Source organism: Bhargavaea sp. GQ12 (genome assembly GCF_059758705.1).
Map to the genome: position 1 here is coordinate 58,580 of NZ_JCAXEU010000005.1, position 16,173 is coordinate 74,752.

General features: G+C 53.4%; 16 protein-coding genes. 11 read left to right on the forward strand and 5 right to left on the reverse strand.

Annotated features, from left to right (window positions below):
* Position 1 precedes the first annotated feature (1 nt).
* Together lpdA and AC6CHQ_RS06285 are read left to right on the forward strand one after the other, a co-directional pair.
* Entirely contained in the window at positions 2–1,411 is a 1,410-nt protein-coding gene (gene lpdA / locus AC6CHQ_RS06280) for a dihydrolipoyl dehydrogenase (protein WP_498081162.1), read from the forward strand.
* 121 nt (positions 1,412–1,532) lie between these two features.
* Positions 1,533–2,429 carry a polysaccharide deacetylase family protein gene (locus AC6CHQ_RS06285; protein ID WP_498081163.1) on the forward strand — a complete coding sequence of 299 codons (897 nt, stop codon included), beginning with the start codon at positions 1,533–1,535 and terminating at the stop codon, positions 2,427–2,429.
* Positions 2,430–2,729: 300 nt separating this feature from the next.
* Here the strand turns inward: AC6CHQ_RS06285 and AC6CHQ_RS06290 are convergent, their stop codons facing one another.
* Complete coding sequence (locus tag AC6CHQ_RS06290; protein WP_498081164.1) at positions 2,730–4,202, reverse strand: aminotransferase class I/II-fold pyridoxal phosphate-dependent enzyme; 1,473 nt, start codon at positions 4,200–4,202, stop codon at positions 2,730–2,732.
* A gap of 149 nt (positions 4,203–4,351) precedes the next feature.
* Between AC6CHQ_RS06290 and AC6CHQ_RS06295 the strand changes: the two genes are divergently transcribed.
* Positions 4,352–5,311, forward strand: coding sequence for an NAD(P)H-dependent flavin oxidoreductase (locus AC6CHQ_RS06295; protein WP_498081165.1), 960 nt, complete (start codon positions 4,352–4,354; stop codon positions 5,309–5,311).
* 21 nt (positions 5,312–5,332) lie between these two features.
* Entirely contained in the window at positions 5,333–5,620 is a 288-nt protein-coding gene (locus AC6CHQ_RS06300) for a UPF0223 family protein (protein ID WP_498081166.1), read from the forward strand.
* Positions 5,621–5,657: 37 nt separating this feature from the next.
* Here the strand turns inward: AC6CHQ_RS06300 and AC6CHQ_RS06305 are convergent, their stop codons facing one another.
* The gene (locus AC6CHQ_RS06305) at positions 5,658–6,275 is read right to left on the reverse strand and encodes a DUF1054 domain-containing protein (protein ID WP_424236229.1); all 618 of its coding nucleotides are present in this window, start codon (positions 6,273–6,275) and stop codon (positions 5,658–5,660) included.
* A gap of 172 nt (positions 6,276–6,447) precedes the next feature.
* Here AC6CHQ_RS06305 and AC6CHQ_RS06310 point away from each other — a divergent pair, with 172 nt between their 5' ends.
* Positions 6,448–6,651, forward strand: a complete 204-nt coding sequence (locus AC6CHQ_RS06310; RefSeq protein ID WP_092049193.1) for a YkzI domain-containing protein — start codon at positions 6,448–6,450, stop codon at positions 6,649–6,651.
* Between the two features lie 130 nt (positions 6,652–6,781).
* Complete coding sequence (locus AC6CHQ_RS06315; RefSeq protein WP_251239087.1) at positions 6,782–7,582, forward strand: inositol monophosphatase family protein; 801 nt, start codon at positions 6,782–6,784, stop codon at positions 7,580–7,582.
* 64 nt (positions 7,583–7,646) lie between these two features.
* On the opposite strand, the gene AC6CHQ_RS06320 is transcribed toward AC6CHQ_RS06315, so the two are convergent.
* Positions 7,647–7,832, reverse strand: coding sequence for a YlaF family protein (locus AC6CHQ_RS06320; protein WP_092049187.1), 186 nt, complete (start codon positions 7,830–7,832; stop codon positions 7,647–7,649).
* A gap of 117 nt (positions 7,833–7,949) precedes the next feature.
* Between AC6CHQ_RS06320 and typA the strand changes: the two genes are divergently transcribed.
* Both typA and AC6CHQ_RS06330 read left to right on the forward strand, forming a co-directional pair.
* Positions 7,950–9,800, forward strand: a complete 1,851-nt coding sequence (gene typA / locus AC6CHQ_RS06325; protein WP_251239088.1) for a translational GTPase TypA — start codon at positions 7,950–7,952, stop codon at positions 9,798–9,800.
* Positions 9,801–9,851: 51 nt separating this feature from the next.
* A complete protein-coding gene (locus AC6CHQ_RS06330) occupies positions 9,852–10,160 on the forward strand; it encodes a YlaH-like family protein (protein ID WP_092049182.1) in 309 nt (102 codons plus the stop codon).
* Positions 10,161–10,236: 76 nt separating this feature from the next.
* On the opposite strand, the gene AC6CHQ_RS06335 is transcribed toward AC6CHQ_RS06330, so the two are convergent.
* Positions 10,237–10,440 carry a YlaI family protein gene (locus AC6CHQ_RS06335; protein WP_092049180.1) on the reverse strand — a complete coding sequence of 68 codons (204 nt, stop codon included), beginning with the start codon at positions 10,438–10,440 and terminating at the stop codon, positions 10,237–10,239.
* A 12-nt stretch (positions 10,441–10,452) separates the two neighbouring features.
* On the reverse strand, positions 10,453–10,956 hold the full coding sequence (locus tag AC6CHQ_RS06340) for a peptidyl-prolyl cis-trans isomerase (RefSeq protein ID WP_251239089.1): 504 nt from the start codon (positions 10,954–10,956) through the stop codon (positions 10,453–10,455).
* Positions 10,957–11,129: 173 nt separating this feature from the next.
* Here AC6CHQ_RS06340 and AC6CHQ_RS06345 point away from each other — a divergent pair, with 173 nt between their 5' ends.
* The 3 genes from AC6CHQ_RS06345 to pyc all read left to right on the forward strand — a co-directional run bounded on the left by AC6CHQ_RS06345 (position 11,130) and on the right by pyc (position 16,100).
* Entirely contained in the window at positions 11,130–11,411 is a 282-nt protein-coding gene (locus AC6CHQ_RS06345) for an Fpa/YlaN family protein (protein ID WP_251239090.1), read from the forward strand.
* A 65-nt stretch (positions 11,412–11,476) separates the two neighbouring features.
* Positions 11,477–12,640: an FtsW/RodA/SpoVE family cell cycle protein gene (locus AC6CHQ_RS06350; protein ID WP_251239091.1), complete on the forward strand. Its 1,164-nt coding sequence runs from the start codon at positions 11,477–11,479 to the stop codon at positions 12,638–12,640.
* Positions 12,641–12,659: 19 nt separating this feature from the next.
* Positions 12,660–16,100 (forward strand): pyruvate carboxylase, encoded by a 3,441-nt coding sequence (gene pyc / locus AC6CHQ_RS06355; RefSeq protein WP_251239092.1) that lies wholly within the window; start codon positions 12,660–12,662, stop codon positions 16,098–16,100.
* The last annotated feature ends 73 nt before the right edge of the window (positions 16,101–16,173 follow it).

Here is a 16,173-nt window from a genome sequence, read left to right on the forward strand (position 1 = left end):
AATGGTAGTAGGTGATTTTCCAATTGAAACGGATACAATCGTCATCGGTTCCGGCCCGGGGGGATATGTTGCAGCGATCCGCGCAGCACAGACCGGCCAGAAGGTTACGATTGTAGAACGTGAAAATCTTGGCGGCGTGTGCCTGAACGTAGGCTGCATCCCATCCAAAGCGCTCATCAGTGTCGGACACCGCTTCGTCGAAGCAAAAGGTGCTGACAATATGGGCATCAGCACCTCCGATGTGAAACTCGACTTCTCCAAGGCGCAGGAATTCAAAAACAGCGTCGTCAAGAAATTGACCGGTGGAGTCGAAGGCCTCCTGAAAGGCAATAAAGTAGAAATCGTACAAGGCGAAGCTTACTTTGTTGACGCCAACACAGTCCGTGTCATGGATGATAAATCCGCACAGACTTATAAATTCAAAAATGCGATCATCGCTACCGGGTCCCGTCCGGTCGAGATTCCTTCGTTCAAGTTCTCGAAGCGCATCATCGATTCGACCGGCGCACTGAACCTTGAGGAAGTGCCTGGCAAGCTGGTTGTCATCGGTGGCGGCTATATTGGCACAGAACTCGGCTCTGCATATGCCAATCTCGGTTCCGAAGTGACAATCCTCGAAGGCGCGAAAGACATCCTCGCAGGCTTCGAAAAGCAGATGACACAAATCGTCAAAAAAGGCCTCAAGAAAAAGGGCGTTGAAATCGTCACACAAGCAATGGCGAAAGGCGCTGAGGAAACAGAAAACGGCGTCAAGGTCACTTATGAAGCCAAAGGTGAAGAACAGACAATCGAGGCGGACTACGTTCTCGTTACAGTCGGACGCCGTCCGAACACAGACGAAATGGGCCTCGAAGAAGCCGGCGTGAAATTCGGCGAGCGCGGCCTGATCGAAGTCGACCGCCAGGGCCGCACAAGCGTGTCCAACATCTTTGCAATCGGCGACATCGTCCCTGGACCACAGCTGGCGCACAAGGCTTCGTATGAAGGCAAGATCGCGGCTGAAGCCATTGCAGGTGAAAAGTCGGAAGTCGATTACCTGGCAATCCCGGCTGTGTGCTTCACAGATCCCGAATTGGCGACAGTCGGCCTGAACGAAGAGCAGGCTAAAGCAGAAGGCTACGAAGTGACGGCGGGCAAATTCCCGTTCGGAGCAAACGGCCGCGCGCTTGCGCTTGACGCTTCCGACGGTTTCGTCAAACTTGTATCCCGCAAAGAAGACGGACTGCTCCTCGGTGCACAGATCGTCGGTGCAGGCGCATCCGATATGATCGCGGAACTTGGCCTTGCCATCGAAGCAGGCATGACAGTCGAAGACATTGCCATGACCATCCACGCTCACCCGACACTCGGGGAGATTTCGATGGAAGCAGCGGAAGTCGTTCTCGGCAACCCGATCCATATCCTTAAATAATTCCACACAAGAGAGCGGACTTTCCGCTCTCTTTTTCATTTCCTGAAACTCCCTTTGTCGCATTGTGCGGTATCCCTTGGCGATGATAGACTGATAGAAGAGAAGGGGTGTGACTGCAGCTATGAAAATCGGACGGAATTGGATGTTGTGCGCCGCACTGGCGGCTATCCTGCTTGGTGGATGCATGGGCCAGGAGGATGCTGAAGACAGCGGAACAAATGATGCGGCTAATCAACAGGATGAACAGATTGAGGAGCAGGAAGACAGCGGCGGTTCAGAGGGAAATTCAACTGAATCAGCTGATGTAGCTGATGAATCTGATAAAGGGGAAGAAAGTGGGGAGAAGCAGGAACCGGCTTCGGCAGAACCTGCAGAACCGCTTTATGAGCTGAATGAAGCCACCTGGTCGTTTGAGCCGATCGGAAACGCAGAACCGAAGGCTGCTCTGCTGACGATCGACGATGCTCCGGACAAGCATGCACTTGAGATGGCGAAGACCTTGAAGGAGCTGGATGCGCCAGCCATCTTTTTCGTCAACGGACACTTTATCGATACCGATGAAGAAAAGGCGGTGCTGAAGGAAATCCATGAAATGGGATTCCCGATCGGCAATCATACAATGTCGCATCCGAATCTGAAGCAGATTCCACAGGAGGCTCAGCGTGAGGAGATCCTTGGTGTAAACGAAATCGTTGCACAGGTGACGGGGGAAAAGCCGAAGTTCTTCCGCGCGCCGTTTGGAGTGAACACGGATTTCACCCGCCAGCTGGCAGCGGAGGAAGGAATGCTCCTCATGAACTGGACATACGGCTATGATTGGGAGCCGGAATATCAGAACGGGGAAGCCCTTGCCGATATCATGGTGAACACGGAATTCCTGAACAACGGCGCGAACCTCCTGATGCATGATCGTGAATGGACGGCCGCGGCGCTTCCGAAGATCGTTCAGGGGCTGCGGGACAAAGGCTATACGCTGATCGACCCGGTCACCATCAAAATGCCGGAAACGGCCCAATAAAAAATGGAGAGCGCAGATTTCCGCGCTCTCCATTTTTTTATAACCCATATAATCGGGATTTACGCTCTAGGCGGAAGCTTGAACAATTGAATCGAACATAATGGCAATATTGCTTGTAGTGGAGGCGCGGACTCCTGCGGAAAAGGAAGAGCGGAGAGACCCTGCAAATATGTACCGCCCACCACTACGTTAAGGGCGCAGGAAGGACTTTGCTGCCCAACGCCTCGCTTGTGCGTGTTTTCTTTATATCATTCCTAAGTGATTTTGTAAGCTGCTGAACGGGCGCCTGGGCTTGTACTCTCACGAAATGATCGGCATCCTCTCTTTGATGACGAGAAGATTCTGCATGGTGTCGTCTTCGGGACCCTGGACAGGAAGGCCGGCTTCCATGTTCATCCGGATATAGTCGATGTTGTCCCGTGTGACAATTTCACCGGGGATGATGATCGGGATTCCCGGCGGGTAGACCATGATGAATTCGGCGGAAATCCGCCCTTCCGCTTCATCAAGAGGGATGGCTTCAGTCTGTGCGTAGAATGCGTCCCGCGGAGTAAGCGCGAGTGCCGGAATTTCCGGCAGAGCCACGAATGGCGGACGTTCCGATCCATCCGGCGCGAACGTAGCGGCCATTCTCTTGAGTGCGTTGATCAGAAGAGTGACCTCTTTTCCGGTATCTCCGATCGTCAGGATGCACAGGATATTATATAAATCAGACAACTCGACTTCGATATTGGCATTTTCCCGCAACCACACTTCCGCCTGGTTGCCGGTGATTGACAGATCCTTGACGCTGATCAGAAGTTTTGTCGGATCCATATCGAAGGTGGCCGAGCTGCGGATCAGTTCCCTCCCCGGACACCAAAGTCCCGGAATCTTATTGATTCTTTTTCTGGCGTCCTTGGCAAGCAGGAGCGTTTCGTCCAGCAGGTCGCTCCCATGGACGGCGAGCTGCCTGCGGGCGCAGTCGATCGATGCCAGGATCGGATAGGATGTGGACGTGGTCGTCAGCATCGACAGGATGGATTGGACCCGCTTGGTCGACACAAGCCCTTCCCGCACATTCAGGACAGAGCCTTGGGTCATCGCGCCGCCCAGCTTGTGTACGGAGGTGGCAGCCATGTCTGCGCCTGCCTGCATGGCGGAAACAGGAAGACTGTTGTTGAAATGAATATGGACGCCGTGTGCCTCATCGACCAGCACCGGGATGCCGTAAGAGTGCGTGATGTCGACAATCCGTTCCAGGTCGGCGCATACTCCGAAGTAGGTCGGGTTGATGACGAGCAGCCCTTTGGCATCCGGATGGGCGGCGAGCGCCGTCTCGGCGGCTTCCGCAGAGATGCCGTGCGAGATTCCGAGTTCCGGGTCAACTTCCGGATGGATAAAGACCGGTACGGCCCCCGCAAAGACAATGGCAGACATGATGGATTTATGGACATTCCGGGGAATGATGATTTTGTCGCCGGGTTCGCAGACGCTGAGGATCATTGTCATGATTGCACCGCTCGTCCCCTGTACGGAGAAAAAGGTATAATCGGCTCCAAACGCCTGGGCGGCAAGTTCCTGTGCCCGGTGTATCGGTCCTCTCGGTGAATGGAGATCATCCAGGGGGGCGATGTTGATCAGATCGACCGACAGGATATTGTCTCCGGCGAATTCACGGAATGCGGGATCCATTCCGCGCCCCTTTTTGTGGCCGGGTATATGGAATTGGATCGGGTGACGGTTCCGGTGTTTCAGGAGCGTGTCGAACAATGGTGTTTCGAGCTGTGACAATCGGGATCCCCCTCGTTCTCATGATTCAGGATTTCAAGGGCATATTATAGCACCGCTGCGGTCGGATGTCATTGAAATGTTCGGACCGGGCAGACTGGGTTCAACTTCTTCTCCCCATAAGATAAGATGGAGTCAAGGGGGGGATTTGCATGGAATGGAACACAAGGGTAACCGAATTGCTGGGGATAAAGTATCCGATCATCCAGGGGGGACTGGCGTATCTCGCCTATGCCGATCTGGCGGCAGCTGTATCAAATGCGGGTGGGCTCGGCCAAATCACGGCGATGAGCCTGCCGGGACCGGACGAGCTGCGGCGTGAGATCCGCAAGGTAAAAGAAATGACGGACAAGCCATACGGGGTCAACTATGCAATCGGGCAGCATGGCCGAGCGTTTGACCACATGCTGGATGTTGCGATAGACGAAGGGGTCCCGGTAGTTACGATGACGGGAGGCAACCCGGCACCTCTTCTGGAACAGCTGGATGGTACCGGCATCAAAAAACTGGTGCTGGTCGCAGCGGTTCGGCAAGCCCAGAAAGCGGAAAGCCTGGGGGCTGATGCCGTCATGGTGGTCGGCCAGGAGGGCGGAGGCCACCTCGGCCGGGACGATGTAGGCACCATGGTCCTCGTCCCGCGCGTCGCAGACAGTGTCTCCATCCCTGTAATCGCTTCGGGCGGTATCGGAGATGGCAGGGGCTGGATGGCGGCACATGCACTCGGCGCCGAAGGCATCGAAATGGGAACGCGGTTTATCGCGACCAAAGAGTGCGTGGATGCATCCGCAGCCTACCAGGAAGCGCTTATTTCCGCTTCCGAAACGGGCACCAACGTCATCAAACGATCGATCGGCGCACCTGCCCGTGTGCTGACGGGAGACTGGACGGACAAAATTCTGGAAATTGAGCGTCAGGACCCGACTTACGAAGCGTTGAAAACCTATATCAGCGGGGAAGCGAACCGGCGTTTTATCCATGACGGGATGTCCGATCAAGGGTTCGGCTGGGCCGGTCAGGTGGCCGGTCTCGTCGAGGACGTTCCGACCGTGGAAGAACTGTTCGGACGCATGGTTCATGAAGCCGGCCAGATCCGTGCAAAGTGGGGCAACTGATCAAACAGGGAGGGATGAACAATGGCAAGTGAAGGCTACTCGTATCCGCTCCGGACGGACTGGACAACAGATGAGATCATTAACGCAGTCAAGTTTTTCGAAGCCGTGGAAAAAGCATATGAAAGCGGGATCCGGCGGGGGGAACTGATGGCTGCCTATCGTAAATTCAAAGAAATCGAGCCATCAAAGTCAGGTGAAAAAAAGCTCTTTACGGAGTTTGAAGATGCAAGCGGCTATGCGGCTTATCCGGTTATCAAGAAACTGAAAGACCTTCCGGATGAAGCGATCATAAAAGGAGCGGGGCGATAAGCCGCCGCTCCTTTTTGTCTGATTCCCGCATTGCATATCAGCTGTATGCCATCTTATAAAGCGGAACAAGCGTATCAAACGTCTCTTTCGCAGCCCGGTAAAACGCTTCACCGTCTTCCAAAAGCGGATCGCCGGCAGGAATGTTGCGGCCGATGAGGAGTTCGGCTTTCTTGACCGTCCTGAAACGTTCCAGGGTACCGGCCAGATCGATGTCTGAAACCTGTTCTGCCCCTTTTTGCATATGGTCCTGGGAGATCACATAGCTGTCCGGGATCGTCGCTTCGACCGTATCGATCCTGTCCAGGAAGCGCTGGGCGATATTCGCTTTATCGGGAAGCTCATAAATGAATGCCAGCCAGATAAACACCCTGTCATCGAACAGTCCGACCTGGAAATGCGGATGTTTCTTGTAGCCGCGCTTATCTCCGGCAATGGCGAGCCAGGTGTCCTTCGGAGGATTCACTGTGCGGCGGGCATGTTTGGCGATGTGGAGATGCATCTCCTGGCCTAGCATGGCTGAGAGGTCATCCGTGAGCTCGCGGCCAAGTTCCCGGAATTTCGGCCTGATGCGGGCTTCTATCGCTTCCATGCGCTCGGCGAGCCCGTCAATTTGGAATGTGTCAAAGTCTTCCTGTCTGAAACCGTTAAACTCCATTTGAATCCCTTCTTTCGATTGAATACTGTTCAATTCGTTTTTGGTCCGCAACGTTTATTGTAACAAAAAACGGGGAACAATCTTTGCAACAGGACATCTCAACGAACAGCGCGGGCAAGCGACGAACTCAGAGTGGAGATGACCAAAAAAATCCGTGAAAGGGTGCATCCACATGAAACAAGTCATCCATGTGATCCGGAAAGCTGAAGTTGAAAAACAGTATATTAGCATGCTGAACCTGGAGCTGGACTATGAACTCGCAACCCTGTACGATGCCATGTCCCAATCGGATAACGACCAGAAGAAGAAAAGCAAGCAGCGATTAAAGGAGATTCACGCCGAACTGGAGAAATATGAAGCATTCAAAGCGAACTGACCGTCGGAGCCGGGCGGGCAGGGACCGAGGGGATCCGGAGTCATTCAAGCTTCATTGAATGATGCGGATCCTCTTTCGGTTATAATGAGAAGACGGCCTGCTGCCGGCAGGCGGGAAGGGGGAGCCGTATATGGACTGGGGAGCCATAGACCGATATGCAAAGTCATTGATCAAGGAAGCCGGCCACCGGATCAGGGTCAGCTTTGCCGGAAAAATACAGATTGAGACCAAAGCCGACGCCAATGACCTGGTGACCGATATCGACCGGGACATCGAGCAGTTTTTCATCTCGAGGATCCGCAGGGATTTTCCGGGACACCGTATTCTCGGCGAGGAAGGGTTCGGCGATGACGTCAGATCCGGTGAAGGCGTGGTCTGGATCTTGGATCCGATTGACGGGACGATGAACTTTATTCATCAGCAACGGAATTTTGCCATTTCGCTGGGCATCTACGCTGACGGAGTTGGAATGCTCGGCTATATCTATGATGTGATGGCGGATGATTTTTATCACGCTTATCGCGGAGAAGGCGCTTATCGGAACGACGAGCGGTTGCCAAGACTGGCACCGGTGCCGGTTGAAAAGGCGATTATCGGAGTGAATGCCAGCTGGGTGACGCCAAACCGGTACATCGAACATGAAGCGATCGGGCAGCTTGTCTCAGATTGCCGGGGAACCCGTTCGTATGGGTCTGCTGCAATTGAGCTGGCACATGTTGCCGCTGGGAGGCTCGATGCTTACATTTCCATGAGGCTCGCGCCATGGGATGTAGCCGGCGGTTCCGTGATCATAAGTGAAGTCGGCGCGGTTGCGACCAATCTTCGGGGCGAACAATTGGACATGGTATCAAAAGATACATTTATTGCCGCGCGGCCGGGGCTCCACCAAACGGTACTCGATCAATATATCCGGCTGAAACGGACAAAATAAAAGCGGAGCCCGTTTTCCGGGTTCCGCTTTTGGTTGGGTCAGGGTGAAAAAGGGTAATCACCTATTACAGTAACCCTTTATCCCGCATGGATTTTTTTGTCTTGAAGCCCATCCCCATGATGACGATCAGAAGGATAATGGCGCCGAAGATTCCAAGGATGCTTTTCAAGCCGATGGCAACGCCGATCGCAAGCATCGAGCAAAGTGCGGCGAGGGCGTAAAAGACGAATACCCATTGTACGTTCTTCATGAATGATTCCTCCGGACACGGCTATATTCTCCACTTGGCAGTTATTAGATGACAAATGGCTTTCCTGTGATATAATAGCACAGTTATGAATCCGGCAACAGAAAAGTGAGTGAAACTATGACAAACATTCGTCAAGATCTACGTAATATCGCCATCATTGCCCACGTTGACCACGGAAAAACGACACTTGTCGACCAGCTGCTGCAGCAATCAGGCATTTTCCGTTCTAATGAACATGTCGATGAGCGCGCAATGGACTCCAATGACATCGAGCGGGAGCGGGGCATCACGATCCTCGCGAAAAACACCGCTGTCCAATACCACGACATCAAAATCAATATTCTGGATACGCCCGGCCACGCCGATTTCGGGGGCGAGGTCGAGCGGATCCTGAAAATGGTCGACGGCGTACTGCTTGTCGTTGACTCTTATGAGGGCACTATGCCCCAGACCCGTTTTGTACTGAAAAAAGCACTAGAACAGAATCTGAAGCCAATCGTTGTCGTAAACAAAATTGACAAAGACGCTGCCCGCCCCGAAGAAGTGGTCGATGAAGTGCTTGAACTCTTCATCGAACTGGATGCTAACGACGAACAGCTGGAGTTCCCGGTCATCTATGCATCCGGCATCAACGGAACCGCAAGCCTTTCGCCCGATCCTGCAGATCAGGGAGAAAATATGCAGGTGCTGTTCGAATCAATTCTGGAAAATATTCCAGCCCCTGTCGACAACCGGGACGAACCCCTTCAGTTCCAGGTGTCGCTGCTTGATTACAACGACTACGTCGGCCGGATCGGAATCGGCCGGGTGTTCCGCGGAAGGATGCATGTCGGACAGCAGGTCGTCCTCATGAAGAACGACGGAACGCTAAAGAACTTCCGGATCACCAAAATGTCCGGGTTCATGGGCCTTAAGCGGATAGAAATCGAAGAAGCCTATGCAGGGGACCTTGTGGCCATTTCCGGTTTTGAAGACATCGATGTCGGGGAGACTGTCTGCCCGGTCGATCATCCGGATGCGCTGCCTGCTCTCTTCGTCGATGAGCCGACGCTCCAGATGACGTTCCTCGTCAACAACAGCCCGTTCGCCGGGCGGGACGGCAAGTGGGTTACTGCGCGCAAGATTGAAGAACGACTTGAGCAGCAGCTTCAGACAGATGTTTCCCTGCGTGTTGATCCGACAGATTCTCCTGATGCCTGGATCGTATCGGGCCGTGGTGAGCTTCACCTTTCCATCCTGATCGAGAACATGCGTCGGGAAGGGTATGAACTGCAGGTTTCCAAGCCTGAAGTCATCGTCCGTGAAATTGACGGAGTCCGCTGCGAACCTGTGGAGCGCGTGCAGATTGATACGCCTGAAGAGTACACCGGTTCGGTCATCGAATCGCTCGGCGAACGCAAAGGCGAGATGCTCGACATGGTCAATAACGGCAACGGCCAGGTACGGCTTGTATTCAACGTGCCTGCGCGCGGCCTGATTGGCTATACGACCGAGTTCATGACCATGACACACGGCTACGGTATCCTGAATCATACATTCGACAGCTACCAGCCGCTGCAGAAAGGCCGGATCGGCGGACGTCACCAGGGTGTCCTCGTCTCTATGGATAACGGTACGGCGTCGCCATATGGTATACTTCAGGTGGAAGATCGGGGCACGATTTTTGTCGAGCCGGGCACGGAAGTGTATGCAGGCATGATCGTCGGCGAGCACAGCCGCGAAAATGACCTGACCGTGAACGTCACGAAAGTCAAGCAGGCGACAAACGTCCGCTCTGCGACTAAAGACCAGACGACAACTCTGAAAAAACCCCGAATCATGTCGCTTGAGGAAGCGCTCGAATACCTCAGTGATGATGAATATTGTGAGGTCACGCCGAAGTCCATCCGCCTCCGCAAAAAGCTCCTCGACAAAAACGAACGGGAGCGGGCAGCGAAAAAGAAAAAGCTGGCGGAGCAGGACGCGTAACCGCATCCGAAAGGAAGGTCCGTTTTGCAAGAGGAGCAAGTTTTCGGAAGAATGTCGGCCATCTCCCGCTATATCTATGAAGTGATGCCATCCTTCAACTCCGCGGGCTATGTCCTGTTCTTCATCATATTCGCCTTGTCGGCCCTCGTGTATTATCTTGGATTTGCGAAAAAGCTGAAGCTATGGCAGAACGCAGTTATCTATCTGTTTCTACTGCTCGGCTGCCTGGTGCTCACATTCCTCGCATTTTTCCTTCCGATCGTGGAAGGGCTGATTGTCGCGGCACTGATCCTGATCATTTATAAGATGCGCCGGATGAGTGATGATAAAAACGAACAAAAAGATTCCACGCCCGTATGAGCGTGGAATCTTTTTTATTATGCCTGGAAGGAAATCATCTGAAATCCAGCCAGCAGCAGGTTTCTTCTGTTATTGGTCAGAACTGCTCTTCCGAAGATTCGGAAGTACGCCGGAAGGTGAATCGGCCTGTGGCGATCCTTTCAGCGGTTTTTTCTGAAATGCGGTCATGGCACTCGCGGCACATATACGTATGGATCGGCCGGTTACGGAGTCGTTTCGCCTCCGGAGAGATTTCCGGAATCTCTTCTTCCCGGTCACACATGACACAGCGTACAAGCATCACTCCACCTCCTTACACAAACGCGATGGAGCGGATTCCCTTGATCGGATCCTCCATATTGGAACCGTCCGGCATGATCAGGAAAGCGGGACCTTCCTCGCCGAGCGGCTTGCCTTCCTTGCTGAATTGGAAAATCATTTCGTAGGCGTCTTTGATCGGGAAGCGGTGTTCGCCTCCCTCGCGGTCTGTGAAAACCACGGTTTCGGCATCGGCTTCAGGCTCGGCGTTTTTCAAAAAAGGTTCCAGGACAATGCCGAACGTGCCGTTGAGAAGCTCTTGTTTTTTGAATTTCTTTTTTGGCTTCCCCAGCTCCTCTTCGGTTTTTGCGCCTTCCATGAGCTCACGCGACCAATGTTTCGAAGTCGCCTTGATATAATCGCCCATTGTGTCTTTCTCAGCTTTTTCCTCGACAAAATATGTCTTCAGGTCAAGTTTCCGGTCATCAAAGATCCAGGTCGTCGGATCCAGAGAGATGCGGTACTTGCAATTTCCCTGTATTGGAATGATGATCATCATGTATCTCCTCCAGTCAGTCGCATGTTCAGTTTACAGCAAAGCAGCTTCCGGCAAAAGAGGGAACCCTTCGCGTCCGGAAGCGTTCCTATGAAGGGTGCTTGCAATTTCTGCTCCCAAAAGATAAACTCTAATAGATATACTGTAGCAGAAAACCTGCTGATGGGGGCGGCTTCATGGATACAAATGTTCAATCTGCGTATCATGAAAAGGCATTGGAACTTCTTCAGGCGGATGCGGAAAAAATCGCCCAGCTGATCAAAGTCCAGATGGATCATTTGACGATGCCGCAATGCCCTCTTTATGAAGAAGTGCTTGATACACAGATGTTCGGGCTTTCCCGAGAAATCGAGTTCGCAGCAAAATTGGGCCTGATTGATCGTGAACAGGGGAAAGAGATTCTCACTTCCCTGGAGCGTGAACTTTCGATTTTGCATGATGCATATACGAAGAAATAACCCAAAAAACTCAAACACGGTTGCCGGTTTGAGTTTTTTGTTTAGGAAAGATTGAGGGAATTTTGATGAAAGCTTACTTAAAACGGTATATAAGGAATTTTGATTTTCCACTTTTTTTCGTTTATCTGGCCCTTTGCCTGTTCGGGCTTGTGATGATCTATAGCGCGAGTATGGTCTGGGCGGTCAACCGCTACGGATTCGATGCGGATCATTTCTATAAGAGGCAGCTGATCAACGTCTGTGTCGCGTTGCCCGCGCTGGCAGTGGGGGCATTTATACCGTTCAAGCACTATAAGCGAAAAGGGTTTATGGCGATGATGCTGTTCGTGACTTTCGGTTTGCTTCTAGCCGTTCACTTTATCGGATTCGGAGATGAGGCGGGGGCAAGAAGCTGGATTAATCTGGGCCCGATCAACCTCCAGCCTTCGGAAGTGGCGAAAATTGCTTTTATCCTTTACTTCTCGGGCTTCTTTGCCAAGAAGTTGCAGCAGAATACGATCGATGACCTGAATAATTCTGTTTTCCCGCCGGTCATCCTGCTGGCGGTTGCCGTCCTTTCGATCATGATGGAAACGGACATTGGCGCAACAATGATCCTTCTCGTCACCGCAGTCTCCGTCATGGCGGCAAGCGGCATGCGGCCGAAGACGTTCTTTAAGTTTTCAGGACTCGCCATCGCGGCGGCATTCCTCTTTGTACTGGTTGCAGTCGTGAGCGGAAAGCAGCTGCTGACGGAAGGCAGGCTGGCAAGGCTGAGTACCTTCATGGATCCGTTCGAGGATCCGCTCGGTTCAGGTTTCCAGATTATCAACGGATACCTGGCGATCGGGGCAGGGGGCCTGAAAGGGCTCGGCCTCGGACAGTCCGTCCAGAAAATGGGCTATCTTCCCGAGCCGCAGACAGATTTCATCATGGCCATCATTTCCGAGGAGTTGGGTCTCCTCGGCGTCCTGATTGTCGTGGGCGGCCTGGGCTTCATCGTGATGAGGGCTATCAGCATCGCGCTAAAGACGAGCAACCCGCAAGCGCGCATGATTGCAGCAGGGATCGGGAGCCTGATCGGCTTCCAGACATTCGTAAACTTGGGGGGGATGACCGGGCTTATGCCGCTGACCGGCGTTCCGCTTCCGTTTATAAGCTATGGCGGAACCTCTTTAATCCTGTTATCATTTTGTATAGGGATACTGCTGAATGTATCCATGTTCGTTAAAACCGAATCGAAACAATGATGATGAAGGAGATGGGGTAATGGGGAAAATCCAGAAGATCCTGGTTGCGAACCGGGGGGAAATTGCGATCCGGATTTTCCGGGCATGCACGGAACTGAAAATCCGCACTGTCGGCATTTATTCGGCGGAGGATAGCGGGTCGTTCCACCGTTACAAAGCGGATGAAGCATATCTGGTCGGAAAAGGGAAAAAGCCGATCGATGCTTATCTGGATATCGAGGGGATCATCGCAATCGCGAAAGACTCAGGGGCAGACGCCATCCATCCGGGATACGGCTTCCTGTCGGAGAATGTGGAGTTTGCACGGCGTTGTGAAGAAGAAGGCATTGTCTTCATCGGGCCCCGCTCATCCCATTTGGATATGTTCGGCGACAAGGTCAAAGCCCGCGATCAGGCGGTCAAGGCCGGATTGCCGGTCATTCCGGGAAGCGGCGGCCCTGTTTCTTTACTTGAAGATGTCCAAACATTCGGGGAACAGAACGGTTACCCGATCATCATCAAGGCGGCGCTTGGCGGGGGAGGACGCGGAATGCGGGTTGTCCGCTCTGCGGATGAAACAGCTGAAGCGTTCGAACGTGCCAAATCCGAAGCAAAAGCGGCATTCGGGTCGGCCGATGTGTATGTCGAGAAGTTTCTCGACAAGCCGAAGCATATCGAAGTCCAGATACTCGCAGATACATACGGCAATGTCGTCCATCTGTATGAACGCGACTGCTCGGTCCAGCGACGCCACCAGAAAGTCGTTGAAATCGCGCCGTCCATCACCATCTCGGACGAACTTCGGGCAGAAATATGCGAGTCGGCGGTCCGGCTCATGGAAAATGCGGGCTATATCAATGCCGGCACGGTGGAGTTCCTCGTTGACGGGGACAACTTCTACTTTATCGAGGTGAACCCGCGCATTCAGGTCGAGCACACCATCACCGAGATGGTGACGGGCATCGATATCGTCCACTCCCAGATCCATATTGCCGAAGGCAGGAGCCTGGATGATCCGGAAACCGGGATTCCTGCGCAGGACAAGGTTCCCCTGTTCGGCTATGCGATCCAGTCAAGGGTCACGACAGAAGATCCGCTAAACCAATTCATGCCTGATACCGGGAAGCTGATGGTTTACCGGTCAGGGGGCGGTTTCGGCGTACGCCTGGATGCAGGAAACGGTTTCCAGGGTGCGGTCATTACACCGCATTACGATTCATTGCTGGTCAAAGTCTCCACCTGGGGCATGACGTTCAGGGAAGCAGCCGCGAAAATGGAGCGGAACCTCCAGGAATTCAGGATCCGGGGGATCAAGACGAACATTCCGTTCCTGGAAAACGTCGTCAAGCATCCCGATTTCCTGACAGGCAATTACAACACCGCCTTTATCGATGAGACGCCGGACCTCTTTATCTTCCCGACACGCAAAGACCGCGGAACCAAGCTTCTTACCTATATCGGGAATGTCACGGTAAACGGCTTCCCGGGCATCGGGAAGGAAGCGAAGCCGGTGTTCCATCCTGCCCGCAAACCATCCTTGGACCTGGCGGCTCCTCCAAAGCCGGGTACAAAACAGATCCTAGACGAGCGTGGTGCTGACGGGCTTGCCAAGTGGATTCTGGAGCAAAATGATGTTTTGCTGACCGACACGACATTCCGTGATGCACATCAATCACTACTTGCCACCCGAGTGCGGACGCATGACCTGCTTGATATCGCTGACGAGACCGCACGTCTCATGCCTGATGCATTCTCGCTCGAGATGTGGGGCGGCGCGACCTTCGACGTCAGCTACCGTTTTCTCGGAGAAAGCCCGTGGGACAGGCTGCTCAAACTTCGCGAGAAAATCCCGAATGTCCTGTTCCAGATGCTGTTCCGCGGCTCGAATGCGGTCGGCTACAAAAACTATCCGGACAATGTCATCCGTGAATTCGTGAGGAAATCTGCGGATGCAGGCATCGACGTATTCCGCATTTTCGACAGTCTGAACTGGATCAAGCAGATGGAAGTCGCCATCGATGAAACCCGCTTGTCCGGCAAGGTTGCGGAAGCGGCCATCTGCTATGCCGGGGACATCTTGGACGATAACCGGGCAAAATATACAGTCGCTTATTATAAAGAGATGGCAAAGGCACTGGAAGATGCCGGCGCGCATATTCTCGCGATCAAAGATATGGCTGGCCTCTTGAAGCCGGAAGCGGCATACCGCCTGGTTTCCGAGCTGAAAGACACAGTGTCCCTTCCAATCCATCTTCATACGCATGACACGAGCGGCAACGGGGTCTTCATGTACTCCCGTGCGATTGACGCCGGAGTGGATATCGTCGATACGGCTCTCGGTTCCATGGCCGGGCTGACTTCCCAGCCGAGCGCTTCGTCACTCTCCTATGCCCTTTCCGGAAGGGAACGCAGTGTCCGTGCAGATGTGGGTTCGCTTGAAGAACTGTCCCATTACTGGGAAGACGTACGGAAACTGTACGGCCGCTTCGAAAGCGGAATGAAGAGCCCTCATTCGGAAATCTACGTCCATGAGATGCCGGGTGGCCAGTACAGCAACCTGCAGCAGCAGGCAAAAGGCGTCGGTCTCGGCGAGCGTTGGGAAGAAGTAAAGGAAATGTACGGCCGCGTCAACATGCTGTTCGGCGATGTCGTCAAAGTGACACCGTCTTCCAAGGTAGTCGGGGATATGGCGCTCTTCATGGTCCAGAACAACCTGGACGAACAAACGGTGATCGAGCGCGGGCGTTCGATCGACTTCCCGGATTCGGTCATTGAATTCTTCCGTGGAGAAATCGGCCAGCCATACGGCGGCTTCCCGGAAGAACTTCAGGAAGTCATCCTGAAAGGGAGGGAACCGCTCACGGTCCGTCCGGGAGAACTGCTTGAACCGTTCGACTTCGAGGGTGCACGAAACCAGCTTTTCGAGAACCTGAATCGTCCGGTTTCCTCGCATGACCTCCTGGCTCATGCGCTTTATCCGAAAGTGTTCGAAGATTACACGGTCCAGGCGGAAAAATTCGGCGATGTATCCGTACTGGACACGCCGACGTTCTTCTACGGGCTGAAGCTGGGCGAAGAAGTGGAAGTGGAAATCGAGAAAGGGAAGACGCTGATCATCAAGCTTGTCTCGATCGGTGAAGTCCAGCCGGACGGAACCCGGAACCTCTACTTTGAACTCAATGGCCAGCCGCGTGAGGTCTGCATCGACGATGCTTCTGCCGAAACCGATCACGTTCAGCGGAAAAAGGCGGAAAAGGGCAACAGCAAACACATCGGTGCCACGATGCCGGGCACCGTCCTGAAAGTCGCAATCGACCGGGGCAGCCGGGTCAAACGCGGCGAGCACTTGCTCATTACAGAGGCGATGAAGATGGAAACGACCGTCCAGGCACCATTCGACGGCACCATCAAGGAAATTCACGTCTCGGCAGGGGATGCCATTTCTACGGGTGATCTCCTGATCGAGATGGACGAAGACTAATATCAAAAACTGCAGCAAATGCCGTTTTCGGCAATTGCTGCAGTTTTTTCGTGAAAAAAAGCCGCAGACGGAT